Raw genomic sequence first — 24,733 nt, forward strand, 5'->3', positions numbered from 1 at the left:
CACTTGCGCCCCTTTCGGGGCGCCGGCGCGCTGCTTCGCAGCCCGCCCCAGGGCGTATGGCCCTGGCGGCTCCGCCGCTGCGGGCGCAGAGAATGCTCGGATCGATCCTCTCCCCTTATAGGGGTGGAGGCAGAATCCGTGCACCCCCTCCGGGGCTGCTATTTGTGCAGGTCATAGGCGGTTCCTGGGGTAGAAGGAGTTAGGTGCAGGTTTCGTGCACCCCTGCCTGAGCTAGGAATTTGAGGGTGCACGGACACTGCCAGTAGGCCCTGAAGGTAAGGGCCTTGAAGCTGAGTGGAGGGTTACAAGCAGAAGCCGTGCACCCTCTTATCCACACAGACGCTACTCCCCACAGACACCCCGTACACCCGATTCGGCACTACCCACACCCCCAGCCCTCCGGGCCGGGGGTTGTCACACATGGTTACGAGGGCAGGGCCTTGATCAGCGATCAAGGAACACGGCCCGACAAACACGCTCCGTAACAAGCGTGAGAAGAACACGGCGAAACCAAGAGAGCACAACACGGAGCAACAGACACCGCACAAGCCTGAAGAAATACCGATAATGACCCCGGCGCAGGACTGGTCATCCACCCAACGCGCCCCTCCGGGGCGGCAGAGATGCCCCACCACCCCGGAGGACCCAACAGACAGCGAACTGCGCCAAGCAAGCGGGACACACCACCAACTCACCCCCACCACACCCCACTTCCCGCAGCCAGGCACCGATACTGAACCCAGCGCGGAAGCCATCTCCTGCGGACGCGCAACCCCTCCGGGGCGGCAGGACATCCACGCCGTCGACCTACCGCCCCGGAACCCCACCTACAGCAAGGCGCAGCCGAGAGCCGGCATCGGAACAAGACTCGATGCCCACCGGAATCCCCGCGTAACGAATCGCCACAGACAGCGTTAAACCGGCGAGCAGTACCCGGGGTGCTCGCCCCCGGACACAACCGAGCACCCCGGACGCTCCCCCAGAAACAGCTAGTACAACCCACCTGCTTACTCGCATGGGCACAGGCCGTACCAGCACCCCAGGGGGCACCGCAGACACCAGGCACACGCGTGAGCAAGCGCCACGCGGATACGCCAACCAGGCACAACCCGAACGCAACCCCCCGCCACCGCACAGCACTTCCGGCAGCGACACAGATACTGACAACGCGCGGAAGCCATCTCCTGCGGACGCGCAGCCCCCTCCGGGGCGGCAGGACTTCCACGTCGGCCAGCCGCCCCGGAACCCCGACTACGCGGCACGGGACAGAGGGCACCCTCGGCGGGCGGCAAAGGTTCGGCCGGTGCGGGCCACACCAGGCCGACGGCACCACCAGGGGGAGCATCTCCACCTGCCTCGGGACAACGGTCAGCTGCGTTCTTCATCGCGGGGCGCTCGGCGACGACCCGGAGATCCGCAGCGAGTGGGAGCGGATCGCAGCCGCTCACACCGCAGGCCAGCCGTATGGAGACCGCAACTGCGAAGCGTGCTTCAACGCCGCTATCGTCTGCGGCAGGCCGCGAGCGAGACGAAGGAGCAGCGAGTGAAGGTTGCCGTACGCCTCAGCGCGCACCGTACCGCCCGTCGGGTCGGCGCTCAGGAGGCCCGCCGGCTCGCCGAGGCGCTCACCCAGCTCAACATCCCCGGGCAGGTGCCAGAGGCGGTCGGTCACGCCTTCACGCACCCCTCATGGCGCTACCAACTGGTGTACTGCGCCGCAACGGTGATCCGGGAGTGCGCAGCCGCCCACCAGCACCACCTCGACACCAGCGGTGTCGCTGGTGACAGCCTGGACGGTGTCCGTGAAACGGCCCGCCCCGCCCTGGCCGCCCTCCACCACGTCCACTGGATGCGCGGGTCCATCTCCCGCCGCAGCCACCGCAACGCCCGCGTCCGCGCCCACAGGGGCCGGGTCATGAACCGCATGGAATGGGCCGGCCGCTCCCTGGACGCCGCCCCCGCGGCCAACCTGCCCCCGTACGCACACCGCTGGCTCACCATCGCCGACCGGTACATGACCTGCACTATCGGCCGGCTCCTCGACGACGTCGCCCCCTCCACCGCCCGGACATAACCGGCAGGCCCTCGGCGAGGAGCTGGCCGAGAACAGCTCGACGCCGGGGACGCGTACGACAACACCGGGCGTGCAGCTCAACGGCGACGGTACCGGTGCCGAACACCACCGAACGATCACGGACAACCCCGTACGCCGAACACTGGCGAACACCACCGGACAAGCCATCCCTGCCAGCGACGCACAGCACCTCCACAAAGGGCGGAGGGCGCCTTCAACGCCTGGTGGGGCTGCTCCCATCAGGGAGCATCGACATCACCTCGCGCACGCGGTCAGCGGGGCGCGCAGCCCCCAGCTGGGCAGATCGCCCGTTCAGTGGGCCGTTGCCAGGCGAGGTTCCTTCGGTAGAAAGAAGGGCAGGAACGCGATCTTGATCTCGCGGCTTGTGTCACCGTTCGTGTGGAACACGAAGTCGTGCCGCTCCTCCGTCGAGTGCCGGCCTTCACGCTTGTAGTTCGGATGCTCCTGAAACTTCGCGATCGCCTTGAGCATGACATCTCCTGGGGCACCCGACCGGATGAACAACAGCAGGGCAGCCTTGGTATCCCGCCAGGTCAAATAACCGAGCAGTTGATCAAGAGTGTCCGTGATCGTCTTCGGCCCCTTCCAGATCTTGCACTCACCAATGAAGATGTGGCGGTCCTCGACCCGGATGAGGATGTCCGTCTTGCCGGAGTTGTTAAAGACCTCGCCAGCAGCTTGGCCCTCAAAGTGGCTGTTCAGCCCAATGAGGAGGAGGTTCCGGATCTCCTCCTCCCCCATCTTCGCGCTCGTGCCCGGAGCCCGCTCCAGGGCATTGCGCTGGTTCCGCAGCACTTCCAGGGCCGCTTCATAGTGCGCTTCAGCCAGGGCCGGCTCAGGCTGAAACGGCTTGGCTGGGAACACTGTCTTCTGGGGAACAATCCTCTTACGGTTGATCGGGACGCTGTACGTTTCAGCATCAGGGCGCTCCCTCACGGGGAAGCCAAGGGCTCCCTGGATGTTCCGGTTGGCCAGCAAACGAGCCTTGCGGGCCTGAACCTCACTGGCGATCCTCTGCTTGGCAGGCGCGTTGTAGGCCCTGACCTGCTTAGCACTCGAGTCGGTCCATCGCTCAATCTCGTCGAGCTGGCCATCCAGACCCTGCCGGATCTGCTGCGCATCGCTGTTGAGCGGACCCATCCACTCGAACGTCAACTCATTCCCACTAACCGCGCCGACCGGCGGGCTGCCGAAAGTGAAGCTGCTCGGCCGGAGGTTAAACAGCTGCGGGTCTCCTGCGAACGGGACCGAGACCGACACGACGGTTTGAGGGACTCGCGCATCATCACCGAACTGCCGGAGGACCGTGAAGCCCCCCTCGACCGAGTTCAACAAGATCCCCGCGCGGTCAAGGACAACGGGTTCAACCAGGAACTCCTGCTCCAGCCGCTCGCAGACGTCCCCTTCCGGTGAGGACAGCAAGCTGTCCTCATTCCAACGGGCCACTGCATCCACGATCTTCTGCCGGTTGTGTTCCAGGGAGTGCGCAAGGTCGCCGCCACTGAAAAGGGGTTTGAATCGGGCCATCGCATCAGTGTGCCGGGTAGCACTGACAGCAACCCCGAACATCCTCCAGGTGTCGACGTGCACTCCGTACGACCCCCAGGACCCCGAGCAACAGCCGGGGACTGAGTGAGGCCCTCCCCAGATGCACGCCGACTTCGATAGCGCCAGGATTGGTGTGGCGGATGGCAGGCGGTTGCAAGACCGCTGCTGCTTCGCCTGACGGGAGTCAGAGAGCATCCGGAAAACGACGAGTAGCGGTCGCCCGACCCGCGCACGGGGCCAAGCAGATCCGGACCCCTGACGCGTCAGGCTTTGAGCGCGGCGACCTGACGGGCCCGGCCAGTGAGTTCCCGCACCGGGCGGGCACTCGCGTACGGGCGCAGGCGAGTTCGCGTGGTCTGGACCAGTGGGGCGCCGAGTTCTTCCAGCCGATATGACCCCAGACTCCCTGAGGACCAGACTCATGGAGGCAGCGATGACGCATGTGACCCCGTGGCAGCAGCGGCTGGCCGCCGGCCTCATCCCTCCAAGCAGGCGATCTACCGGGCGCGCTGCCATGGTCGGATCCGCCCGACGTGTTGGACTTCGTGGTGCGCCGCCATGGTGGCCGGGGAGAGCCCGGCACACCCATTGGTTCGGATGGGGCATGAAACAGCGGCGCGCTATTCACCCACTGCCACAGTCGCAGCCTGTACGGACGTCATTGCGCTGCAGGGCGACAGGTCCAGACCACTCATAGACTCGGGTCGCATGCGGCCACCTCGTTTCCAGTCCTTCCTCCTCGACCTCGCCAAGAACCACCCCACCACCACACAGGTCACGACCCTCGCCGATGCAGGCGACACCCAGCACCCCCACGGCCTCGCCATCACCACCGCCGCCGGCACCGCCCGCTGGCAGCTCCTCGGGCAACTCGCCGAAGGCGAACGCCACGACACCGAAGAACAGCTCACCGAAGGCAACACGCTTCCTGAAGGTGAGGCGCCCACCCCGTCCGACCGGCCAGACGAGTGGCTGCTCAAAACCCTGACCAACGCCGGTCACCCACAGATTGCTTCGGTCGCGCGGTTCGACTCCCAGTCGAGCGGGATCACCGTCCAGTTCCACAACGGCGCCAGAGTCTTCGCCCGCCTCCTGTAACCCTCAGCACCTGGGGTGCGTGAGCAGGACGCCGTACACCCACACGTCACCGGCCGGCATCGGAACAGAACTTGATGCCCGCCGGAATCCCGGCGTAACGAATCGGCACAAACAGCGTTAAACCAGCGAGCAGTACCCGGGGTGCTCGCCCCCCGGACACAACCGAGCACCCCCGACGCTCAACCCCACACAGTTGGTGCGGCCCGGCTGCTTGTCTGGCAGGGGGACACGGGGCCCACCCACCCCGATGTCACCGACATCAGACAGCGAGACGCGCGCCAAACGGTTACGCCAACCAGGCACGACACCCCATGCAACTCGCCGCCACCACACAGCAATTCCGGCGCCTGGACCGATACTGACAACGCGCGGAAGCCATCTCCTGCGGACGCGCAGCCCCTCCGGGGCGGCAGGACTTCCACGTTGGCCAGCCGCCCCGGAACCCCACACCCCCTGTACAGAGGGCCAAAGAGGCGGCCGGCCGCAGCTGAACCAGCCACGGCCGGCTCACAGACACCCCATCAGCGCGCCATCACACCATGCCGGGGTGCGCATCGTGGACGGGAGCCGTTCCCAGGTACGGGCGTTGGTCGCGGCGTCACCGGTGGGCATCGGTGTCCTCCCGTATTCGGTGGGCTAGAGCTGGGCGGTGACGCGGTCGGCGAGCGTGCGGGGCTCGAGCTGGTGCAGGGGCACCCATGTGTACCCGGTGACTTCCTCCACTTGAAGGATCACTGTGCTGTCGCCGCTGGTGCGGAACAGGAACCGGAAGTCGATGTGCCGGTGTTCGGGTTCGCCCTTCGCGTCGTTGGCCGGGATGGTGTGGGCATCCACGTGCACCGGGATCTCGTCCACGAGGTGCGCGGCGGGGATCCCGGTCTCTTCGGTGAGTTCACGCAGCGCGGCGTGAGGCAGGCTCGTGTCGTCGACTTCTAGATGCCCGCCGGGGCGCAGCAGGGTGCCGAGGGCCTTGTGCCGGATGTGCAGGACCTGGCGGTGGTCGTTGACGAGGACTGCGGACGCGGTGAGGTGGCCGTCGAAGTTCTTGCGGCTGGTCGGATCGGCGCCCTGTCCGAGTAGGTCGGTGACGTGGGCGAGGTCCTTGGGCCAGGAGCCGTAGCGCTGGGCGTAGTTGGCGATGGTGTGGCGGATGTGGGATTCGCTGATCGGCACGAGCAGGGGCCTTTCAGTTCAGCGGTTGAAGTAGTCAAGCCAGGTGGCGGCGATGGCAGCGCGGTCGGGTTCGGGCACGCGGTGGAGGCCGGGTTCGGCCCCCTCGGATATGCAGCGCATCGCGGCGATGATCTCGGCCTGGACGAGGGCGATGAACGGGCCCACGGAGGCGCCGTGCAGGAAGTTGACGGCGTTCCCGTCGTTCAGGAGGAAGAAGTAGTGCCCGGTCGTCAGGTAGCGGGTGACGTGCTCGGCCACCGTCGAGCGTTCGTACAGGTCGATGAGGCCGGCGAGTTCGAGTTCGTCTTCCGAGCTGGTGACGGTGGCGACGTAGGCGCCGTTGGGCAGGTGCCCGAAGTCCTCGGCGCGCAGGCTGATGGCACCGGTTGCGCACAGGACGAGGCCTGCGTCTTTGAGGGCGGCTTCGCGGTCGCGGCACACGGTGAAGCCTTGGGAGAGGGCTTGGGCGCGGCGTACGGGGTCGATGTCGTGGACGGTGACGCGGACGCCTTTGGCGTGCAGGAGACGGGCGATCGAGGAGCCGAGCTTGCCGAATCCGATGACGAGGGCGGTGCGGCCGTGGAGGATGTCGCCGCGGCCGCGCATGAGGGCTTCGGCGGAGAACACGACGGACTGGCCGACCAGGAAGTCCTCGGGGTCCTTGAGCGGGGAGCGGGCCACGGAGAAGACGGGGCAGGGGAGCTTGTCCAGGTCTTCGTAGCGCTTGTGGCCGTTCTCTGTGTCCTCGACCACGCCGATGATGTCGCCGGAGAACTCCTGGGTGATCTCGGTCAGACAGGGGGCGAAGTAGCCGCCCACATCACACAGGACGACGCGTTCACCAGCGGCGCGGGACTCCAGGTACTCCAGGGCGCGGGCCGGGGTGGCGAACAGGTCGCGGTCGAGCGGGTCGATGGTCAGGCCGCCCGCTTCGATGTCACGGCGCGCCTGGTCGTGTACCGACTTCGGCTTGGGCAGTACGGCCTTGAGGTCCGCGACGGCCGCTATGCCGCGTACGAACGCGGGCCGTTCGGGGAGGAGGTGGGTGACCAGGAACGCGGCGGGTGCCTGGGTGGGGCGGAAGGTGGCGGCGATGCGCTGGAAGTACGAGTCGAGCCGGGCACGCTCCACGGTCTCCATCGAAATGTCCTTCCGGGCAAGGGGGAACCAGGGCAGGGGGTTGGGGGGTGTTCTCCTTGCCCGGGGGCTCGCAGGGGCAGCCCGGGCCAGGCACGGGGCCCTACTGGCGCCGTTGGCGGTACAGGGCGGCGAAGACGCGGGCGAGGCGGGCGAGGCGCTGGCAGTGCTCCCACGCCCGCACGTCGTTGAGGTCCTCCGCCTTGACGGCGAGCAGCGCATACGCGGCCCGGTAGTGGCGTCTGGCGTCCGGGTTGTCCTCGGCCAGGCCTTCCCGCACCAGGAGGTTGAGGCTGCCGGTGAGGCGCAAGGTGTGCATGTCCACGGCCGCCCGTTCGGGCAGTGCGAACGTGATCTGCAAGGCCCAACGCGTGTCCGCGTCGAGGCGGACCAGGTCGATCGGAGCCTGCTCCGACGTGCCGGAATGCTTCTCGGTCTCGGCCATCGTCTTGGGCGTCATGACAGCGGCCGCGGGGTCAGGGTGGTGGGGTCAGTGTTGGCGCCGCACAGGATCACGACCACGTTCTCCTCGCACTGCGGCACATAGCCGCCGGTGGCGGTGAGGCCGGCCAGCGCGGTGGCGGCCCCGTACTCGACCGCCAGGCGACGGTGATCCCACAGCGCTCGGCGGGCCTTGACGATCTCCTCGTCTGGGACGAGGAAGCTGGGCACGCCGGCCTGTTGGGCGGCGTGCCGGGCCATGGTCGAGGTGCGGCGGGCGCCGAGGGAGTCGGCGGCGATCGAGTCGACCGGCACGTCCACGACGTGCCCGGCCTCGATCGCGGCGTTCAGCGCGCGGCAGTTCTCCGGCTCAACCGCGACGACACGCACGCCATGGTGCCGGGCCGCGGTGGCGACGCCGGTGAACAGGCCGCCGCCGCCGACCGCGACCACGACCGTGTCGACCTGCGGCAGCTGCTGGTGGATCTCCTCCATGAGGGTTCCGGCACCGGCCGCAATCAAGGGGTGGTCGTAGGCGTGGGAGGCAAGCGCACCCGAGGTGCGGGCGAACTCGGCGCAGGCCTCGGCGGCTTCCGCGTACTCATCGCCGACCAGCTCGACATCGGCGCCATACGCGCGGAGCTTGTCCACCTTCACTGCCGGGGCGGTGGTCGGCAGAAACACCGTCGCCCTCACGCGTTGCTGGGCGGCGGCCCACGCGCACGCGAGACCGGCGTTACCGCCCGAGGCGATGGTGACCCCGGTCTGAGGGAGAGTGCCGGCTTCTTTGTGGGCCTGGATGAAGTTCTGTGCGCCGCGGGCCTTGAAGCTGCCGGTGTGCTGCATGAACTCCATCGCCGCCCACACGTTGCAGGGTGCGGGGTCGCGGTCGTCGAGCGGGTCACGGTGTGCGGTGCGGATCGCGCCGGGGTCGAAAAGGGTGAGGGTGACGGGGCGGATGTGTCCGGCGGCGCGTTCGGTGGCGGCCTTGATGTCGCCGTAGGCGAGGGGGCTGTTCACGAGGATGTTCCCGTTCCTGTTGGTTAGGACCAGTAGATGAAGCGGCCTGTGGTGGTGAGGCCGAGGAAGAACGCGGCGGCGACGCGGTGGCCGCCCTGGGAGGGGTCGACGGTGTGCAGGTTGGTGGGCGCGAAGATCAGCGCGTCCCCCTGCTCGGGTATCAGGCGCACGTGGGGGCTGTTGGCGACGGCAGCGGGCCGGTAGCCGTAGAAGTGGCGGTGCTGCGCGTCGCCGGGGTTGGGGCGGTGACGCCAGATCGTGGTGGCCCCACCTGTGGGGGGCGTCTGCAGCCACGTGTTGAAGGCGAGCTGCGCGACCACAGGTTGATCGAACAGGCCGGGCAGTTCACGGCTGACGTCGTCGTCGTGGATGAGGGTGCCCTGGCTGATCTCGCGCAGCGTGCCGCCGAACACGGGACGGCCATGGATGGTGGCCGGGGCGATGGTGGAGCCCCATGCGGCACTCAGGTGTTTGATCGCGTAGGCGACCGGGTCAGGTCGGGGACCACTGTGGCGCCAGGCGGCGCGTGCTTCGGCGGCGGCCGCCCAGTAGCGGCCCGTGTCCAGGCCGGGCGCAGTCGTCGTCTGCGGGTGAGGGCGGCGGTAGTCGTTCAGCGACGGGCCGAAGCGGACGATCGGGGTGGGGACGCGGGCCGGGTCGTAGCTGATGGTGGGCAGATTCGTGAGCGCGTCCAAAGCCGTCTGGCAGGTGGTGCGGGTGAGGAAGCCCGGTACGTGGACGGCGGCGATCGTACCGGCGGCGAGAGCGGCCAGGTGCTGCTCAGTGAAGGCCGCAGAGCGCACGACACTGAACATTTGATCTAACGCAGTGTCAGACACCGTGCCTCCAGGGGGAGTTGAACCTACCCTTTCGATACGGTGTACCGTACGCTGGCTCTCATGCCAAGGCAATCCGCTTCCACCAACTCAGCGACACCCGAACGAATCGCTGAAACCGCCCTGTTGATCGTTGACGAGGAAGGCGCCGAAGCCCTCAGCTTCCGCGCTGTCGCAGGCCGCCTCGGCGTCGCGCACGCCACCATCCAGCGCCGCTGTACCGACCTGGCCGGCCTGCTGGACCTGTGCACCGACCATCTCTCCCTGCGCCTGCCCGAGATCCCCACCTCCGACGACTGGGCCACCTCCACCGAGACCCGCTTCCGCAGCCTCTACGAACTCCTCACCGCGCACCCTGGCCTGCTCGCCTTGCGCGGCGCTCGCCCCTGGCTCGGACAGCGCCTTCTGAAACGGCTCGTGGAACCCCAGCTCGCCCACAACCTCGCCATCGGTATGAGCCCGGAAGAAGCGATCGCCGCCTACCGGCGGATGTATCTGCTCACGCTCGGATCCGCGAGCTTCGTCGACCACCGCGACCCGAAACAGGCCCAGGCCGCCACCCGCACCGCCCTGGCCGCCCTCGACCCCGAAGAGTTCCCCGCACTCACCGGCACCCTCACCGCCGTCGTCCACGGAGTCGTCTCCCACGACATCTACTACGGAGCACTGCGCCAACTCATCAACGCCGCCAACCCCACCACCCACGGCACACCATCGAGCTGAACAACTCCTCGAGGCCGGGTTCGTACGTCCAGACTTCCATCACCGACGCGGAAGAGGCGTAGCGGCCCGGCGGTACTCCACCCCCAGAGCGCAATCTCGGGGGCGCCGGGCCTCACCCACGCACACCTTGTCGGCACGGGCTGGCGAGACCCTACCGGCCATCAAGCAACCAGGGGTAGGCGCGCGGAGGAATCTTTCCTGCTCAGTCCTGGTGCAGGGTCTGGTAGTGCTCGACCGCGTCTGCGGTACGGCCTGCCCCGTAGACCCGGAGGAACTCGGCGAGTTCGGGATGGGTCTTGGCCAGCGCCTCGGCTGCGTCGAGGAGGTCGGCGGCGCGGGCGGTTGCCCTCAGGGCGTCCTGGATCTCGCGGACCGCGCGGAGCACCGTCGGCCCGGCCGGCTTCGGGGCTCTTTCGCGTGGTGCGGGCAGGAACACCTCCGACCGGTGCTGGCTGATCATCTCCAGGCGGACGGCGACCTCGCCCTCCTCCACCGCGCCTTCCCGCTTCTGCCGGGCGAGCTCGCGCACCATGGTCAGCCGGGGCACGAACGCAGCGTTGTGACTGTTGGCACGCTGACCGGATGTCAGTTGCGACAGCATCGGCGCCGACACCCCCAGCACCGGAGCGAGACGGGCCTGGTTGAGCCCGAGATCGTCGAACAGCCCCTGAAAGATGTCGCCGAGGGGCGTGCCGTACCAGAGACGCTGCTGCCCTTTCGCTTTGGCACGGGCAGCCTGCTGGGTGGTCTCCAACGCGCTCCCTCATCAGCGGCTGTGAACGGGAACTGCAGGATACGGATATACCAGGCATTGCAGCCATCACCCGAGTAGCGGATGAGAGGCGGCGGGGAGACCCTGTAGGTACGGACCGGCGCTGGTGGATGTGCCCCCGTTGCAGCCCCGCCGCCGACCCGATGGCCGAGAGCGGACGATACACGCGGTCTTCCAGACGCTGTGTCGCCGAAGTCGCCCCCGACCAACAGGACTGCGGTAGCCACGCCCCTCCAGCTACCGCAGTCCACCCCTGTCCAGCGGTGGCAGGCGGTCGTTTACACGTCGAATGCCTCGGCCATGCGGCCACAATCCGGCTGCCCTTGCCGGGGTCGCTCACTTCCTGTCGTCTTCGCACAAGTACGAAAAAGCTCCCGTTCCCCGTGTCAAAGACGAGTACGTTCGCAGTGCGGGCGCCCCTGACCCCGGTCCTCTCCGTGCACGCCCTCTCCGCGTAATAGAGGCTCTGCGCACCTGACGAATTACGCAGGAGATGAGTGGGCCCCATGCGTGTGCGCCCCGACCTGTTCGAAGAGTGCCGCCTGGTCACCGCCGAAGGCGAACTCGATCTGACGACCATCACCCCGTTCACCCAGGCCCTGCGGGACTCCCGCAACGCTGCCGGATGCCCGTTCCTCATCGTGGACTTGAGTCTGGTCTCCTTCATGGACAGCAGCGTGCTCAGCCCACTGGCCGACGCGTGGACGGACTGCTCACACCGGCACGGCTGGGTCCGCGTGATCTACCACAACAGACTTGGTCTGCTGTTCCGGGCATCAGGCGGCAACAGCCACTTCCCTCGCTACCACAATCGCCGCAACGCCTGGCAGGGCCTTGCCGGGCCGTGAGCCGCTACCAGGTCTTCTTCCAGCCCAGCCGCTTACACGCCGCGACAATCTTCTTGCCCGTGTCCGTATCCCCGTCGGCCTCGGCATAGGAACGTCCCAGCAGGGCCAGGGACGGGCGCAGGTCCCGCTGGAACATCTTCACCAGATCCGGCCTCGGCGTCGCATCACGCAGCTGGGCAGCCACCCGCAGGCAGAACCGGCGCTCCGCCACCTTCAACGCAGCCGGGTGCGCCACACGCGGCGGCCCGCTCAGGGCAGGCATCATGCCGCCTTCGATCACGATGGGCGCCTGCGCTCGGCCATTCCCGGCGGGGATCGCGGGCAGCAGGACCAGCACGGCGGCAGCAAGACCCATCACGGCCCGGCGGATGATCATGCTTGAAGCTAAGGCCCCGGAAAGCCGCCTGCCCGCCATGAGGGCTCGACGGGTGACACACCAGACCAGCCCCCCCCTCAGCCACCCCGGGACCTCGGGCGCAAGCCGCCCCTCACGCACCGCAGTCCACACATGCGGATGGTCACCGAACTGGCGCCACCCGGACAGCCCTCATGACGCGCGGCCACGTCCCCACCGGGTGAAGATCCTCTTACGGAGCCCAGTCGAATGTCCCTAGCAAACGACCCAGCCCCGATGGCCGGGAGCAAACGGTGCGGGACGGCATCCCCACACAGCGCATCCCGGCCCCTTGCGACTGCGGCACCCCACGGCCCGGACAAGTCGAGGCTGCCGCAGTCGCACCCCTGACCGGCCGGAACGGACCCCGGCATGCCGCACGCCAGGGGTCCTGCTACTGCTCCAGCGCGCGCAGCAGCTCGGTCCGTTCGGCTTCTTCCTGTTCCAGCGTCTGCCGGTACACGCTCATGTCGAACCGTTCCTCGATCGCCGTCCGAACGATATCGGCAAGCTGGTCGGGCCAGCAGCTCCAAGGTTGGCGACCTGGGCCGCCACAGCGGCTGATACCCCCGAGGACGACGATCCGGCACCCCACCACCCCCAACCCTGCGACACGGAAGGACGCCAAGACGTCCCACGGCAAGTCCAGCGCACTCCGATCACCGCAGATTGAAGTCGCCGGGGTCGAAGTCGAAGTCCTCGGCGCGGAAGCCGCCGTACATGCTGCCGCCGTTGAAGTAGTCCGCGACCGCTCCGCCGATGATCCGGCGCGCGTCGTCGTCCGAATCGGACCGCGCCAGGGCTGCGGCCTGCTCGCCGGTCAGCTCCACATCCACATCGCGCTGACGCACCGCGTCGGAGCCGCGGATGGTGAACGTGGTCGCCCGGGAGACGGTCACGGACACGCCGGAGTAGCGGCCGCGGCCCTCGAACTGCTTCGCCCGGCGTTCGCGGCCGCGCTCGGTGGTCTGCACATCCGTCGCCTCGCCCTTGAGTTTGCTGGCGTGGTCGCCCTTGGGGTGGCGGGACCCGTCGATCCAGCGCAGCACGGTGCGGGGGGCGACGCCGTAGGCGGCGGCCATCGCCTTCGTACTGCCGCCGTACTTCCGGTCCCTCACCTGCCGGGCCTGCGTCGTCGTACGCGCAGGGGCTTTGCGGGAGGAGAACATCGCGCTGCGCGCGCGAACGAAGAACCCTGCCGTGCGCGGACCACCGGAAGCTGTGGTGTCAGGCGCCATCAGTCATCTGCTCCTGGTCCTCGTACTCGACGACGCTGTCGCTGTCGCTGTCGCTGTCGACAGGGTCGCCGCTGGTGGTGAACTCGTGGGTCAGCCGGGACGGATGCTCCCGCTCGGCCATCAATGCCTGCACCTGTTCCATGGGGATGGACGCTTCGTGCTTGTGCGACCCCGGGGCGATCCCCAAGCGCAGGGCGCCCGGTACCGGTTTGCCCTCCGCCATGGTCGGAAGCAGCTCGATCGGGGACGGCTGCTGGGTGGCGTAGAGGTAGGAGTCGACGTTCACGGCGAACGGCGCCCTGCCCGTCAGCTGAAGCGTTTTGCGCATGCGGCGGTGGGCGGCGATGCGGGCGGCGGCGATGATGTGGAAGCGGATCTCCGGCCGGTAGGACCAGGAGCCGGCGATCTTCTCCGCCCAGGTGGTGTCGTCCAAGTGGCGTGCGGAGTCGGCCCACTTGCCGATACCGCCCTTGTACACATTCTTGTAGAGCGAGGCGAGGACCAGAGCGTCCGCCCGGTTCCCGTACTCACCACCCCCGGATGTCTCGACATCGAGGTCCTTGTGGGTGTCGTACGCGGCCAGGAACTCGGCCGGGCTCTGCCCGTCGAACAGACCGAGGTGGGCGTAGGCGTTCTTGTACGCGGTACGTAGACGGCCGGTCCATTCCTTCAGCAGCGGCACCGTATACGTAGACACGTACGCGTCGGTGATCGTGTCGACGTCGAAGCCGTAGGCCTGCTGCATGTACGCCACCGTCGGCGTCGCATACCAGCCAGGGCCGGTCGGGGGCATGCCATGGAACGTCGCCGGATGCGGCAACAGCTCGTCCACGGCGATATCGGTGAAGTCGCACCACCACAAGCCCGCGGCCTTGGCGTCGAAGACCGCTGCGTCGGTGAACTCGAGCGGCCCGGAAGGCAACCGCAACGATTCGGTGACCGACAGGTAGGACGCGCAGACGTCGACGGCGACCGCGAACGGCATGGCTGCTTCGGTGTCGGTGAGTTCGCGGGCCCACCATTTGTAGTCCTCTTCCTCGCAGACCGTGCCGTCCTGTTCCAGCACCTGCCGCGTCCGCGGGTGCCGGGCGCCGGCCGCGACCGGCACGCTCACATCACCCGAGGGCAGGGCCCCGTCGCGCAGATGCGCCGTCCACGCTCCCTGATCGTCCTGGACCCACTCGGTACGCGGGCGCACCGCGTCCAGCAGCAGCATGCTCGTCGAGGCCGGGGTCACGCCGGGTGTCATGCCCAGGTCCGCGGTGAAGGCACGCAGCCGCCGCGCGAGTGTCACCGCGTCCAGCTCGCCGTCGGGGGTGGTGGCGAGCTGAGTCATCAGATGCGTGGTGGCCTGCTGCTTGTCGGAGCCCTGCCCGAGCCACGGCACGATCACGATCCGCAGTGACGTCTTGGAGCCTCCGGCGGAGCCTTTGCGGCGGAAGGCGTAGAAGGTGGGGCCGAGCTCGTCGGAGAGTTCCATGCCCACGGTTGCGGCGGCCTTGGCGAACTTCTCCTGAAGCCGGGCCAACGCCTTCTCGGTGGCCGGGAGTTCCACCGGCAGACCCAGCGCCACCGCCGCGGCCGCCGACAAGCACAGGATGCCGTCCCCGTGACGCCCGGCCTGATGGACACGCTCAACACGCAACGGCAAACCCGTCCCCAGCCACGCGAAGAAGTCCGCCAGCTTCGCCCCGGCCGGCGCCGGGATCTCGGGGATGTCGAGCATCCAGGCACTGTCGGCGGTGACGTCGAGCGCGGCCGCCGGCCAACGACGCGGCGCTGTCGGGGCGGTAGCCGCCGGCTCGGGCTTCGCGCTCGGGCGGGGCGCTGCACCGCGTCGCGCGGCCACCGGGCGGCCCTGGCCATAAGCCGGGCGCGGGGCATAGGGGCTGACCGGACGGGGGCTCGCCTTCCGTGCCGGCCCGGCACCGGGCGTGGGCACAGGCGTTGCAGCAGGCGCAGCGGGAGTACTCGCGGGGGCAGCAGGGGCGGACGGCCCAGCAGGCTTCTGTGCCTGTTCGGTACGCAGTTGCTGCTGGCGGGCGATGCATTCGGCCCGTGACTGCGCCGTGCACTGCGCCGGGCAGCGACGCCACACCGACCGCATCCGGCCGCCGTCTTCGACCCAGGCGGTGATGTAACCGGGACGGGTACTGCCCGCACAGTCGGCGCAGCCCGCGAGGGGTACCGACGTATCGCTCGCCATGTTCAGCGCACCTAACGTTCGTGCCGTGGGGGTGGGTTGGGGCAGGGTCCTAGTGGAAGCCGAGCATGCCGGGCGAGTCGATGTCGACGGTCAGCACGCCGGGCGGATACGTCGCTTCTTGCGCTGTCAGCAGGATCGACATCCCGGTGAACTCCGCGCGCGGCAGGGCGCAGTACAGGGCGTGGCAGGTGTCGGGGCCGCCGTAGCCGTCGCGGATCATCGTTCCCACGGTGACGGAGGCGACCGTGTCGAGGCCGTCGACCACGACGGAGGAGAACGCAAGCGCCCGCTGGGAGAGGTTCTCGTCTTCGGATTCGGCCTGCATCAGACACAGAGCGGGGACGATCAGGCGGTCGCCTGGAGTCCTGGCCATGTTGCCGGCGAGCAGGTTGAGCGCCTTATGTCCTTCTGCGAGTGCTCTGACGGCGCTGGTGTCCAGGATGATCACGCGGCGTCGCCCCGAGCGGCCCGGGTCTTGGCTGCGGCGATCTTGTAGATATTGCCGAGGATGTCGGGGGCCTGCTCGAATTCTTCATCGCTGATGCCGATGCCGATCACGTTGCGTACGACGTCCCGGTCAGCGGCGAGCCGTTCGGCCCGCTGAGCAGCGGTCGGTGTCTGCGCAGCGAGCGTCTCGACCAGTTGGCCAATGCTTACCCCGCGCTCCTTGGCGAGCTCAGCGAGGTGGTCACGCGTTTCCCGGGGCACCTGAATCGTCGTGGAAGCCATAATCCAACTATAGCTCACCTATAGCGATGCGTGAGTGCCGTTTCCACCCTCGGGCATCGACGCCGCCGGGCGCGCTGCCCGGCCCACCTTCCCCTGGCGCGCAGACGCCGGCGATCGCAGGGCAGGGCGAGATCGTTCGGCGTATCGTCAATCCAGATGAGGACGTTTTGGCATGGAATGCCCGTTCTCCCCGATCGGCTTGGAGCACCCGGAATGCTCGGCGGCATCCGTTTCAGCTGTCTTCACCGGTTGCGCATATCCCAGACGATGTCGAGTGCTTCGAGGGCCGCGATGCGCTCCTGCGCCAAGACCCCCTTGCGGTACGCCTTCCGCTGGTCGCCGATCCAGGAGCCGAGGTGGAACCCATCCTCGGTGCGGTAGTCGTCCGGCACGCCCAGGTGGCCGTACTCGGTGTGGTAGCTGGTAGCGCGGGTGTATCCCTCCCACCAGGGGCTGGTGGTTTGGCGGACGGTGAGGAGGGTGAGTTGGTCGAGGAAGTGCGTGCTGGTGCCGGGAGGCAGCACGATGGTGATCTTTTCGGGGAGACGTGGTGTGGCGGCCGGGTTGTGGCTGCGTTGGTGGTTCAGGGCGGTGCCGAGGGGTTCGTCGTGGGCGCGTAGGGCGCGTAGGACGTGCCAGATGGTGGCGTAGTCCTTGGGGTCGAGGTCGCCAATCTCGCCCTGCTCGGCGGGGACGACGATGGGGATGATGATGGTGGAGGGGCCGGGGGTGTCCGGGTGGCGGCGCAGGGCGCGGCCGACGGCTTGGACGATGTCGACGGTGGAGCGTTTGGGGTGGGCGAACAGCACGCCGTCGACGGCCGGTACGTCGACGCCCTCGCCCAGGCAGCGCACGTTGGAGACCACGCTCCAGCCGTCTGCGGGTACCTCCCGCAGTTGGTGGAGGATCTGTTCGCGCTGGCGGTGGTCCATCTGGCCGTTGATGTGTGCGGTGGTCAGGCCGGTGGTGCTGCCGAGGCGGGCGAGGGTGGCGGGCAGGGTGGAGGCGAATTCGTGTGCGTCGGTGACGTAGTGGTGGAAGGTGAGTGCCCGGCGCAGAGTGAACTGTTCGCGGGCTTTGGCCAGGGCGGCCTGGGCGACGATGGTGTGCAGGGACGGCCCGCCGGGGTGGTCGGTGTAGTGGGCGTCGGGGTCGGTGAGCAGGTTTCGGGCCTGGGCGTCGGCGATGCCGACCACGACGACCCGGTAGTCCTCCAGGTAGCCCTCGGCGATCGCGCGGGCGAACGGGTAGTCGTACAGCACCGGCCCGAACACCGTCTGGTCGTCCATGGTGTGCCAGCCGGCCCCGTTGTGGTCGGTGCCCTCGTTGAGGCGGGGGGTGGCGGTCATGTACAGGCGCCGCCGTGCGGGCAGCCGCGCGGAGTCGACGACTTTCGCGGTGGCGGCGTCGGTGGGTCCGGCGAGGTGGTGGGCCTCGTCCGCGATCAGCAGATCCAGCGGGCGGCCGTGGCTGCGGACGGCGGCGGCCAGTTTGTCGGCCGAGGCGTAAGTTCCCACAATCAGCGACGGCTGGCCGGCCGGCTGCCCGGACAGCCATTCGGCGATCACCGGCACCTCGGTCGTGACCGGGCCGCTGCTGAGCGCGACCAGGTCATCCAGGTGGGCCGGGGCGTCGGCGACGGTGTCGTCGGAGCACACCGCCAGCGCCCGCAGCGGCTGCCCGCCCACATGGTGGCGGCGCCAGGAGGTCAGAGTCTGGGCGACCAGGGCCAGCGAGGGCACCAGCACCGCCACCGTGCCGGACCGTACGAGGCGTTGCGCCACCAGCTGAGCGATCAGCGTCTTGCCCGAACCGCAGGCCGCCCGCAGCTGGCCCCGCGCGCCTGCCTCGGCGAGTCCTCGGGCGATCGCGGTGACGGCTTCCTGCTGGTAGGGCCGCAGTGTCAGCCCCGCCTGATCGCGCAGGGCTAGGGGAACGACCGAGGTGGGCGCAGCCATACTGACACCGTGCCTTTCCTGGGAAGGATGACCAGGCCGGGCAACACGCTGCCCAGCTCCCGATGCATTGGGGGAGCGTCGGCCCCATTGGCCATCACGCACCCCGCCGCGCTCCAGCCTTGGCCGGCGCGTTGCGCAGAGACTCGTCGCCGGGCGCAGTCAGCGGGGACGCCGCCTTCCCCGGTAGGACCTCAGCGATCGTGAGGTACGGGGGCGGGGCGGGCTCTGGGGTGGCGGTGGACATGCGCATCTCCGGTTCAATCCAGACGAATGTATCCACGCAGTCCTGACCTGACAGTCGGCGAAAGAGGACCAGCTCACGCCGCTAGTGGGCGACGCTGCGCCTGCCTGCGGAGCTCGGCTTCGCGGCACCGTTCGCAGGGTTCTTCTCCGGCGCGCAGGTGGCGCCGGTAGGCGGCCGGGGTGCCGCATGGGCGGAGCTCACCGAGCGTCTTGGAGCCGCGGGGGTAGCCGGGGCGTTCGAAGTACAGGGGTGGGAAGCCGGCCGCTGCGCGTTCGCTGCTGGTCTCGCCACCCCACAATCCCCATTCCCGGTGCTGGCGCGCCCAGGTCCGGCATGCCTGCTGGAGGGGGCAGTGGGCGCACAGGGTCTTGGCGAACGTGATGGCAGTCGGAGCTGTGGAGTGGAAGACCTCGGGGTCGGTAGTCGCACACGAAGGCACCAGGCCCGTGGCCGCGCGCTGGTTCAGCGGGTTGTGATCCACCGGGATGGCGTCCGGCAGGGCGTGGGATGTGCGGTGGCGGCCGCTGGGGGCGGCAGTTTCCGGCTGCGTCAGGCAGGTCACAGCGCAACACCCCAGATCTGGCCCATGTCCGTGAGCATCGTCTCCGGCAGCTCGCTGTCGTTCCAAGCGCTCCGCAGGCGGAACCGGGAGCGCACCTGGGACAGCCGCTCGAACACGATCAGGCTCTCCGGCTGGCCGGCAAGTCGGTAGCGGCCATAGCGGCCGTGCTTGAGGGCGTGGGCGCTGGTGGGCCCGTAGTCGGCCAGGTTGCGCTCCAGGCGCGCATGGAAGTGCTCGGTGAACTCGGCGAGTTGGCTGCCGTATGCAGCGGTGTTGTCGATGGCCTGGGCCAGGGTCTCGATGACCTCGCACGACAACGCCCTGTCATAGGGGTGATCGGTGAAGGTGCGGTAGAGCGGTTCGGCCATACCGAGCAGGCGGTGGCAGCGCGTGGGTTCGCAGCACTGGTGCAGCGGGTTTCGGGCGTGGGGGGTGTGGATCATCGGGTCGGGTTCTTTCTTGGGCGGGCCGCCGGTGGGTGATGCGGGTCCTCAGGTGGTGTCTTCGGGCAGGGGACGGGCGGCGAGGCGGGCTAAGTGCCGGGCCCGGTCTTCTCGTTGAAGGAGGCTCGATACCGGGGCGGCTGGCGCGGTCCGGGAACAGGGCGTGTTGCGGTGGGCCTTCATCGCTTGCCGGGCCTGGTGCAGTCCGGCTGGTGGGGTGCTGGGCGGCCATGGAGGTGCGTCGGCTGCGTCGGGTGCAGGCGCGAGCGACTGTGGGTGGGTGTCGTGTGGGGGTGGGGGTGGTGCCCCGATAGGCAGCACGCGCACGGAGCGCACGGTTTCGGTGCCTGCGTGGTCGTTGGCCGCGTGGATGATGCGGGCGGTGAGCAGGCGCAGTTGGGTGGCGTAGGCGGCTGAGTCGGGGCGCAGGTCCAGCTGGCCGCTGTCGGGGTGGAAGGCGACAGCGGTCACGTGGTCGGCCAGAGCCGGGGTGACGCTGGCGGCGATGGCGGGCCAGTGGTTGAGCAGGCTGCCGCCGGCCACCGGGAGTTCCCAGGCCCGCTGGGCCACCAGGTGCTCGAGGACGGCGGCGAATCCGCTCGGCTCGCGACCGTCACGGCGCACCGTGCGTGCTGTGCGCCGTGCGCGTGCAGGAGGCTTGGCCTCGCTGTGCTGAGCGGCTGCGGCCCGGGCCTGATGCAACGCGACTCGAGCCAGGTCAACACCCACAAGCTCACCGGTGGGCCCCTGCGGGGGTGGGGTTGTCGCGGTCATCGGGGGCTCCTAACGGCCGTAGGTCATCAGGGCGCTGCGTGCGCCGTGGGCGAGTTGCAGGGCGCGGTGTACCAGGGCGGTGCCGTAGAGGTGTTCCGCGATGTCGTGGCCCATGGAGTCGATGGCCCCGGTGATCAGGTCGGTGTCGCCGCCCCGCAGCCGCTGCCAGGCCTCGGCACGGTCCCGAGCGATCTCTGCCGGGTCCAGGTCCTCGATGCCGGACAGCACAGGCAGCGCCTCGGTGTCAGATACAGCGGCGGGCTGCGACGGGCTGAACGCGGCAGTGAACGCCGCAGTGACCTCGCGTTGCACGGCCGGGCTGGTCGGGGCCTGCCAGGCGCCCTCCAGGCGTTCGGCCTGTTCCCGGACCTGCTGGATGCGGTGACGGCGGGCGGCTTCCTGCGCGGCATGCCACTGGGCGACCGCGTCGGCCCGCTTGGCGGGGGTGTCCCGGACGGTTTCGGCCCCGGTCAGCAGGACGGCGAGCAGACCCGAGGGGCGGCGCACACAGGCGGCCGTACCGCGCTGGTGCAGCCAGGCGCGGACCTCGGCCACCGTCCACCCGGCATCGGCAACGTGACGGGCGACCCAGGCGATCCGGGGGATCGAGCAGCCGTGGAGCCAGTCCACCTGCTCGATGAGTTCACGGGCCAGCTGGTAGCGGCGGCCGATCTTGTTCAGTCTCCGCCGGCCACCGGCCTTCGCCTTGGACTTCTTCTGGGTGGGGGACTTGCCTTCCCCGCTTGCGAAGCTGTTCTCAGGGGGGAAGTAGGTAGTACCCGCAGAAGAAGACGTTGAGGAACCACCCCCCATTGGGGTGCAACGCGGCCCCTGCGAAACAGCCGCCGCAGACGCTTCACCCGGCACCTTCGGGGACTGCTTCGTGGAGGCACTGGCGGCCGCCAGCGAGCCCCTCTTCGCGCCTGTGTTCGTGGACGGCTTCGTGCGCGGTGTGCGGACCTTGCGGGCGGCCTTCTTCGCCAGGCGGGCCATCAACTCCCGGCCGGTCTCGGCGATGCCGGTCATCCTCCGCCCGGTGCCCTCACCGACCGTACGTATGCCGAGGGCCTGGTCGAAGGCGGGCGGGATCATGCGGGCGAACTCGGAGGCCTGCGCCACACCCCTACACACCCGCGTGCCCTTCGTGACGTACGCGAGCAGGCCCGCTTCGCGCAGCATCTGCAGCTGGTACTCCACGCTGCGCTCCGACAAGCCCGTGCGGCGCACCAGAAAGCTGATGCCCGGCCGGCACGGGGAGAGCTGCGCCAGCTCCTGCGCGACGCGCACCGTCGTCACGCTGAAGGACCGCGGGCCGTGCGAGCGGTGACGGCGCGGCACGTACAGGCCCGCCCCGGCAACCCAATGCACGGCCTGCATCCACGAATAGCCATCCCCAGCGACACGGCCCGACGTCGTCGACACCCACTGCGCCGACTCCGCCACAAACAACTCGGGCAGCACGGCGGGATCCATGCCATCGGCCGCAGCGGGCGCGGGTGCAGCAACCGCGGCGGTTCCAGGACGCGATGAGCTGCTACCGGGAGCAGCGATCCGAGCGCGGTCGGTCGGGTGGGGGAACAAGGGAGGAGCGGAAGTGGTGGGGTGCATGGTCGGGTCTCGTGTTTTCGGGTAGCGCAAAACAGACCCAGCCGCATCAGCGGGACGCGGCTGGGCCGTGGCGGAGCGAAATGTGGTGGCGGGTTGGAGAGGGGCGGCCGGGGGTTACCCGTCGAGGTCGAGGGCGGTCTGCACGGGTTCTGGTGCGCGGGGCGGCCAGGACCTGGAACGGGTCAAGGGCCGGGGCAGGAAGCGGCGCATGACCGCCTGCCGGCGGGTTTCGCGCACGGTGCCGTACTGCGGGGTGTTCGCCCGCTTGCACACATTCACCGGGACCATCGGGTTGTCGGCTTCCTCAGCACACATCGTGGCCAGCTCCCGCACCCGCCGGACCGACAGGCCGGTGATGGCGCGTACTTCGTGCTCCGGCAGGCCCTGAGTGAGGAGGGTGATCGCGGTGAACTCGGTCTTGGCCCGGTCCGGGTTGTACTGCGGGAACGGACGCGACGGCACCTTCGAAGCCTGCCTGCCGGTCTTCATGACTGACCTCCCAAGAGCGTGCTGTGCGGCGTGAAAGCGGGATTGGTGTCCTTGCCGTCGATGCCGGGGTCGGGGGCGGCGGTGGTGGTCGTCTCGGCGGGCATGTGGCGGGCCACCTGCCGGTACGCGGCCGCTTCCGCCAGCCCCCAGGCAAGCTCGAAATCCGCCAGGGCCTGCCGGCGGGCCTCCATGACCCGGTGACGCAGCGCGAGGGCCTCCTCGAGCGATGCCGGTTCCGGCATGGCGAGCAGGTCGAGCGTGTGCAGGCTGGGCGCGTTCACCGCGTCGGCGAACGCAGCCAGCGAGCCCTGGCCGGTCATGGACACCTGCCTGCCAGTCAGGCACGTGGCCTGCAGACGGTGCAGGAGCCGGGCGTTCACCGCGTGCCCCCATGGCTGCTCGTGAGGTCGGCCTCGACGACGACACGGTGGCTGGAGCCGTCGGCCGGCCAGCACGTGACCAACGTGAGCTTCGCCTTCGTGGGTGTGGCGTTCGGCTTGCCGGGGACCTGCGCGATCACGTTCACGTCAGTGGGGGCGACACGGGAGATCTTGGTGACCTTGTAGGTGTAGGTGATGCGGGCATTGGTGGTCACCGTGACCGTCGCCCCCGTCTTCACCTTCTCGATCCCACGGAACGCCGGGGACGCGACACCAGAACGGTGACCGCCCAGAACATGGTTACCCACCTGGCCCGCCCGCTCAGTACCAACGAACTGGCCCACCCCTGCGCGCAGTTGCTTGTCCCCGACGCCCTGGTAGACGGGCTGCGCCCAGTCGGTGCCGAGAGCGGGAATCCGCAGAACCTCGGCGATCTTCCCGCCGGAGCCGGAAGCAGCGCTGCCACCAACCGCATGAGAGCCGGTACCAGCCGGGTTCGTCGCGGACCAGGAGGCGAGAGCCTTCGTCGCATCGGTGACGGCCGTCTTGGTGTGGTCGGGGGTGGTGGGGTCGCCGCCGAGCTGACCGGTCAACGGATCCGGCGAACCAGTCGAAGAACTGGCTGCGGCAGCGGGCGTGTGCGAGGCCGCAGAAGCCGGCGTGCTCTTGTCCGAACTCGGCTTGCTGACGACGCCATAGCCGACACCAGCCGCGACAAGAACGGCAGCCGCGGTCACGCCGATCAGGAGCGTGCGGCGGGCCGAACGCGACTCTCCGAACGGCTCGTTGGCCGGGAGGAGCAGAGGGCTGTCGGCAGGGTACGAGGAGCCCTGGGGACGGTCCGGGGTGTTGTCGCGGTGGTTCATCGGGCCGTCTCCTCGTCGTGGGTGGTGCCGTAGGAGGGCAGCGGGGCGGTGGCTAGGAAGTACACCGGCGCATCCAGCAACATGCCGTTGTTCAAGACCGCCCAGTACGAGTCGGCCAGCACGCCGGTGACCGTCAGGGCATGCGGGGCCAGGTACAGGTCGGCACGCTCGCGCAGCCAGGAGGGCATCGCATCGTGTGCGCCGGGCAGCCGGGCCTGGGAATCGCAGCGGCCGCGATAGGTCTGCCAGTCCGTGAGGGTGTACAGATCCCATGCCCCGTGCGGGCCGTCGAACGGGACGGTGCCGTCGTAGGCGCGGTGGTGGGAGGCGTTCAGCCGTGCGGTGTTCGGGCACCAGGCCAGCAAATGCGACCAGTTGGTATTGAACAGCCCGTTCAGCTCTGCCTGTTGGGCTTCGGCGCCGGACGGGGTGAACACCCCGCCCACTCCCCCACCGGCCGCCCCGGGAGCAGCAACATCGGGGGCCGGTGAAGGGGAGGCAGGCGCGGTGGCGGGCGTACTGGGGGCAGACGCGAGGGTGTCAGGGGCGGTATTCGGGGTGTTGAGGGTGTCGGACATCGCAGACTCCGAACAGGAAGGAAAGGGGGGTGAGAAAGCAGGACGGCGGGACGGCGGGACGGGCGAACGCCGGTCAGGCCACGGCCTGTTCCGGCGCGGAGACGCCGACCGCTGGCGTGTTCTGGTTGCCAGCCACGGCCGCCAGGTACGCCTCGATGACCGGACGCGGCACCCGGCCACGTGCGTTGACCGTGATGCCTTGCTCCTGCGCCCAGGTGCGGACCGCGACCGGATCCGGACCACTGACACGTGTGACCGGCCGTCCTGCGGGGGTCTTCTTCAGCCGTCGCCCGGCCGACAGGTACGGCGCCAGCGCGTCGCAAAGCTGCTCGTAGTGGCCGGCGGACAGGTCGATCTCGTAGGTGTGCCCGTCGAGGGCGAAGGTGTGGGTGGTGACATCCTCGCCACGCTCACCGTTCAGGTCATCGGTGAAGTAGCGGACAACTTGCTGAGCCATGACGTGCTCCGGAGGGTGCAGAACAAGCAGAAGAGAAGGAGGGTGTGGGGGTGGAGGGGTTCGCGCCGCGCTACGCACCACTGGTGCGGCGATGCACCGGCAAGGAGTGAAATGCC

27 protein-coding genes are annotated in these 24,733 nt (G+C 68.8%); 4 read left to right on the forward strand and 23 right to left on the reverse strand.

Going from position 1 to position 24,733, the window contains the following annotated elements; all coding sequences use genetic code 11:
* Nucleotides 1–1,543 precede the first annotated feature (1,543 nt).
* Nucleotides 1,544–2,074 (forward strand): hypothetical protein, encoded by a 531-nt coding sequence (locus tag JAO81_RS25455; protein ID WP_199550255.1) that lies wholly within the window; start codon nucleotides 1,544–1,546, stop codon nucleotides 2,072–2,074.
* Between the two features lie 312 nt (nucleotides 2,075–2,386).
* Here the strand turns inward: JAO81_RS25455 and JAO81_RS25460 are convergent, their stop codons facing one another.
* Nucleotides 2,387–3,622, reverse strand: a complete 1,236-nt coding sequence (locus tag JAO81_RS25460) for a hypothetical protein (protein ID WP_199550256.1) — start codon at nucleotides 3,620–3,622, stop codon at nucleotides 2,387–2,389.
* Nucleotides 3,623–4,351: 729 nt separating this feature from the next.
* On the opposite strand from JAO81_RS25460, the gene JAO81_RS25465 reads away from it, so the two are divergent.
* The gene (locus tag JAO81_RS25465; protein WP_199550257.1) at nucleotides 4,352–4,741 is read left to right on the forward strand and encodes a hypothetical protein; all 390 of its coding nucleotides are present in this window, start codon (nucleotides 4,352–4,354) and stop codon (nucleotides 4,739–4,741) included.
* Between the two features lie 636 nt (nucleotides 4,742–5,377).
* On the opposite strand, the gene JAO81_RS43440 is transcribed toward JAO81_RS25465, so the two are convergent.
* From JAO81_RS43440 to JAO81_RS25490, 5 genes are all read right to left on the reverse strand, one after another.
* Nucleotides 5,378–5,914, reverse strand: coding sequence for an NUDIX hydrolase (locus JAO81_RS43440; protein WP_199550258.1), 537 nt, complete (start codon nucleotides 5,912–5,914; stop codon nucleotides 5,378–5,380).
* Between the two features lie 18 nt (nucleotides 5,915–5,932).
* Nucleotides 5,933–7,054, reverse strand: a complete 1,122-nt coding sequence (locus JAO81_RS25475) for an adenosylhomocysteinase (protein ID WP_199550259.1) — start codon at nucleotides 7,052–7,054, stop codon at nucleotides 5,933–5,935.
* Nucleotides 7,055–7,154: 100 nt separating this feature from the next.
* On the reverse strand, nucleotides 7,155–7,511 hold the full coding sequence (locus tag JAO81_RS25480; protein WP_199550260.1) for a hypothetical protein: 357 nt from the start codon (nucleotides 7,509–7,511) through the stop codon (nucleotides 7,155–7,157).
* Nucleotides 7,508–8,512 (reverse strand): serine/threonine dehydratase, encoded by a 1,005-nt coding sequence (locus JAO81_RS25485; protein WP_199550261.1) that lies wholly within the window; start codon nucleotides 8,510–8,512, stop codon nucleotides 7,508–7,510. Before JAO81_RS25485 ends, JAO81_RS25480 begins: the two co-directional genes overlap by 4 nt.
* Before the next feature lie 23 nt (nucleotides 8,513–8,535).
* Complete coding sequence (locus tag JAO81_RS25490; RefSeq protein ID WP_199550262.1) at nucleotides 8,536–9,327, reverse strand: proline hydroxylase; 792 nt, start codon at nucleotides 9,325–9,327, stop codon at nucleotides 8,536–8,538.
* Between the two features lie 147 nt (nucleotides 9,328–9,474).
* Between JAO81_RS25490 and JAO81_RS25495 the strand changes: the two genes are divergently transcribed.
* Nucleotides 9,475–10,071, forward strand: coding sequence for a TetR/AcrR family transcriptional regulator C-terminal domain-containing protein (locus JAO81_RS25495; protein ID WP_307813679.1), 597 nt, complete (start codon nucleotides 9,475–9,477; stop codon nucleotides 10,069–10,071).
* A gap of 202 nt (nucleotides 10,072–10,273) precedes the next feature.
* On the opposite strand, the gene JAO81_RS25500 is transcribed toward JAO81_RS25495, so the two are convergent.
* Nucleotides 10,274–10,825, reverse strand: a complete 552-nt coding sequence (locus tag JAO81_RS25500; RefSeq protein ID WP_199550264.1) for a DNA-binding protein — start codon at nucleotides 10,823–10,825, stop codon at nucleotides 10,274–10,276.
* A gap of 524 nt (nucleotides 10,826–11,349) precedes the next feature.
* Here JAO81_RS25500 and JAO81_RS25505 point away from each other — a divergent pair.
* A complete protein-coding gene (locus tag JAO81_RS25505; protein ID WP_199550265.1) occupies nucleotides 11,350–11,691 on the forward strand; it encodes an STAS domain-containing protein in 342 nt (113 codons plus the stop codon).
* 4 nt (nucleotides 11,692–11,695) lie between these two features.
* Here JAO81_RS25505 and JAO81_RS25510 read toward each other — a convergent pair whose 3' ends face one another.
* The 16 genes from JAO81_RS25510 to JAO81_RS25585 form a co-directional block, all read right to left on the reverse strand.
* Nucleotides 11,696–12,067 carry a hypothetical protein gene (locus JAO81_RS25510; protein ID WP_199550266.1) on the reverse strand — a complete coding sequence of 124 codons (372 nt, stop codon included), beginning with the start codon at nucleotides 12,065–12,067 and terminating at the stop codon, nucleotides 11,696–11,698.
* Between the two features lie 412 nt (nucleotides 12,068–12,479).
* On the reverse strand, nucleotides 12,480–12,728 hold the full coding sequence (locus tag JAO81_RS25515; RefSeq protein WP_199550267.1) for a hypothetical protein: 249 nt from the start codon (nucleotides 12,726–12,728) through the stop codon (nucleotides 12,480–12,482).
* A gap of 16 nt (nucleotides 12,729–12,744) precedes the next feature.
* Nucleotides 12,745–13,323, reverse strand: coding sequence for a hypothetical protein (locus JAO81_RS25520; protein WP_199550268.1), 579 nt, complete (start codon nucleotides 13,321–13,323; stop codon nucleotides 12,745–12,747).
* Entirely contained in the window at nucleotides 13,313–15,049 is a 1,737-nt protein-coding gene (locus JAO81_RS25525) for a hypothetical protein (protein ID WP_199550269.1), read from the reverse strand. Before JAO81_RS25525 ends, JAO81_RS25520 begins: the two co-directional genes overlap by 11 nt.
* Nucleotides 15,050–15,578: 529 nt before the next feature.
* On the reverse strand, nucleotides 15,579–15,977 hold the full coding sequence (locus JAO81_RS25530; RefSeq protein ID WP_199550270.1) for a hypothetical protein: 399 nt from the start codon (nucleotides 15,975–15,977) through the stop codon (nucleotides 15,579–15,581).
* Nucleotides 15,974–16,258, reverse strand: coding sequence for a hypothetical protein (locus JAO81_RS25535; protein ID WP_199550271.1), 285 nt, complete (start codon nucleotides 16,256–16,258; stop codon nucleotides 15,974–15,976). Before JAO81_RS25535 ends, JAO81_RS25530 begins: the two co-directional genes overlap by 4 nt.
* A gap of 242 nt (nucleotides 16,259–16,500) precedes the next feature.
* Nucleotides 16,501–18,216: a DEAD/DEAH box helicase gene (locus JAO81_RS25540; RefSeq protein WP_199550272.1), complete on the reverse strand. Its 1,716-nt coding sequence runs from the start codon at nucleotides 18,214–18,216 to the stop codon at nucleotides 16,501–16,503.
* A gap of 317 nt (nucleotides 18,217–18,533) precedes the next feature.
* On the reverse strand, nucleotides 18,534–19,022 hold the full coding sequence (locus JAO81_RS44070; RefSeq protein ID WP_199550273.1) for a WhiB family transcriptional regulator: 489 nt from the start codon (nucleotides 19,020–19,022) through the stop codon (nucleotides 18,534–18,536).
* Complete coding sequence (locus JAO81_RS25550) at nucleotides 19,019–19,465, reverse strand: hypothetical protein (protein ID WP_199550274.1); 447 nt, start codon at nucleotides 19,463–19,465, stop codon at nucleotides 19,019–19,021. Before JAO81_RS25550 ends, JAO81_RS44070 begins: the two co-directional genes overlap by 4 nt.
* A 48-nt stretch (nucleotides 19,466–19,513) precedes the next feature.
* On the reverse strand, nucleotides 19,514–20,089 hold the full coding sequence (locus tag JAO81_RS25555) for a DUF721 domain-containing protein (RefSeq protein WP_307813682.1): 576 nt from the start codon (nucleotides 20,087–20,089) through the stop codon (nucleotides 19,514–19,516).
* A 159-nt stretch (nucleotides 20,090–20,248) separates the two neighbouring features.
* Nucleotides 20,249–21,526, reverse strand: coding sequence for a transcriptional regulator (locus JAO81_RS25560; RefSeq protein ID WP_307813684.1), 1,278 nt, complete (start codon nucleotides 21,524–21,526; stop codon nucleotides 20,249–20,251).
* A gap of 435 nt (nucleotides 21,527–21,961) precedes the next feature.
* Complete coding sequence (locus tag JAO81_RS25565) at nucleotides 21,962–22,336, reverse strand: hypothetical protein (protein ID WP_199550277.1); 375 nt, start codon at nucleotides 22,334–22,336, stop codon at nucleotides 21,962–21,964.
* Nucleotides 22,333–22,656 carry a hypothetical protein gene (locus JAO81_RS25570; protein ID WP_199550278.1) on the reverse strand — a complete coding sequence of 108 codons (324 nt, stop codon included), beginning with the start codon at nucleotides 22,654–22,656 and terminating at the stop codon, nucleotides 22,333–22,335. Before JAO81_RS25570 ends, JAO81_RS25565 begins: the two co-directional genes overlap by 4 nt.
* A 56-nt stretch (nucleotides 22,657–22,712) precedes the next feature.
* Nucleotides 22,713–23,582: a sortase gene (locus JAO81_RS25575; RefSeq protein ID WP_199550279.1), complete on the reverse strand. Its 870-nt coding sequence runs from the start codon at nucleotides 23,580–23,582 to the stop codon at nucleotides 22,713–22,715.
* Nucleotides 23,579–24,019 carry a hypothetical protein gene (locus JAO81_RS25580; RefSeq protein WP_199550280.1) on the reverse strand — a complete coding sequence of 147 codons (441 nt, stop codon included), beginning with the start codon at nucleotides 24,017–24,019 and terminating at the stop codon, nucleotides 23,579–23,581. Before JAO81_RS25580 ends, JAO81_RS25575 begins: the two co-directional genes overlap by 4 nt.
* A 214-nt stretch (nucleotides 24,020–24,233) precedes the next feature.
* Nucleotides 24,234–24,617 (reverse strand): Lsr2 family protein, encoded by a 384-nt coding sequence (locus tag JAO81_RS25585; RefSeq protein WP_199550281.1) that lies wholly within the window; start codon nucleotides 24,615–24,617, stop codon nucleotides 24,234–24,236.
* Nucleotides 24,618–24,733: the final 116 nt, after the last annotated feature.

Origin of the sequence: Streptomyces sp. N35 (assembly GCF_016464295.1) — a bacterium.
Classification (GTDB): domain Bacteria; phylum Actinomycetota; class Actinomycetes; order Streptomycetales; family Streptomycetaceae; genus Streptomyces.

Bases quoted from the DNA above. Each gene is read 5' to 3' on its own strand.
- JAO81_RS25520 (WP_199550268.1), bottom strand. From the start codon at position 13,323: ATGGCGCCTGACACCACAGCTTCCGGTGGTCCGCGCACGGCAGGGTTC.
- JAO81_RS25575 (WP_199550279.1), bottom strand. From the start codon at position 23,582: ATGAACCACCGCGACAACACCCCGGACCGTCCCCAGGGCTCCTCGTAC.
- JAO81_RS25465 (WP_199550257.1), top strand. From the start codon at position 4,352: ATGCGGCCACCTCGTTTCCAGTCCTTCCTCCTCGACCTCGCCAAGAAC.
- JAO81_RS25475 (WP_199550259.1), bottom strand. From the start codon at position 7,054: ATGGAGACCGTGGAGCGTGCCCGGCTCGACTCGTACTTCCAGCGCATC.
- JAO81_RS25570 (WP_199550278.1), bottom strand. From the start codon at position 22,656: ATGACCGGCCAGGGCTCGCTGGCTGCGTTCGCCGACGCGGTGAACGCG.
- JAO81_RS25480 (WP_199550260.1), bottom strand. From the start codon at position 7,511: ATGACGCCCAAGACGATGGCCGAGACCGAGAAGCATTCCGGCACGTCG.
- JAO81_RS25525 (WP_199550269.1), bottom strand. From the start codon at position 15,049: ATGCTCGACATCCCCGAGATCCCGGCGCCGGCCGGGGCGAAGCTGGCG.
- JAO81_RS25585 (WP_199550281.1), bottom strand. From the start codon at position 24,617: ATGGCTCAGCAAGTTGTCCGCTACTTCACCGATGACCTGAACGGTGAG.
- JAO81_RS25540 (WP_199550272.1), bottom strand. From the start codon at position 18,216: ATGGCTGCGCCCACCTCGGTCGTTCCCCTAGCCCTGCGCGATCAGGCG.
- JAO81_RS25490 (WP_199550262.1), bottom strand. From the start codon at position 9,327: ATGTTCAGTGTCGTGCGCTCTGCGGCCTTCACTGAGCAGCACCTGGCC.
- JAO81_RS25510 (WP_199550266.1), bottom strand. From the start codon at position 12,067: ATGATCATCCGCCGGGCCGTGATGGGTCTTGCTGCCGCCGTGCTGGTC.
- JAO81_RS25535 (WP_199550271.1), bottom strand. From the start codon at position 16,258: ATGGCTTCCACGACGATTCAGGTGCCCCGGGAAACGCGTGACCACCTC.
- JAO81_RS25565 (WP_199550277.1), bottom strand. From the start codon at position 22,336: ATGAAGACCGGCAGGCAGGCTTCGAAGGTGCCGTCGCGTCCGTTCCCG.
- JAO81_RS25460 (WP_199550256.1), bottom strand. From the start codon at position 3,622: ATGGCCCGATTCAAACCCCTTTTCAGTGGCGGCGACCTTGCGCACTCC.
- JAO81_RS25550 (WP_199550274.1), bottom strand. From the start codon at position 19,465: ATGATCCACACCCCCCACGCCCGAAACCCGCTGCACCAGTGCTGCGAA.
- JAO81_RS25505 (WP_199550265.1), top strand. From the start codon at position 11,350: ATGCGTGTGCGCCCCGACCTGTTCGAAGAGTGCCGCCTGGTCACCGCC.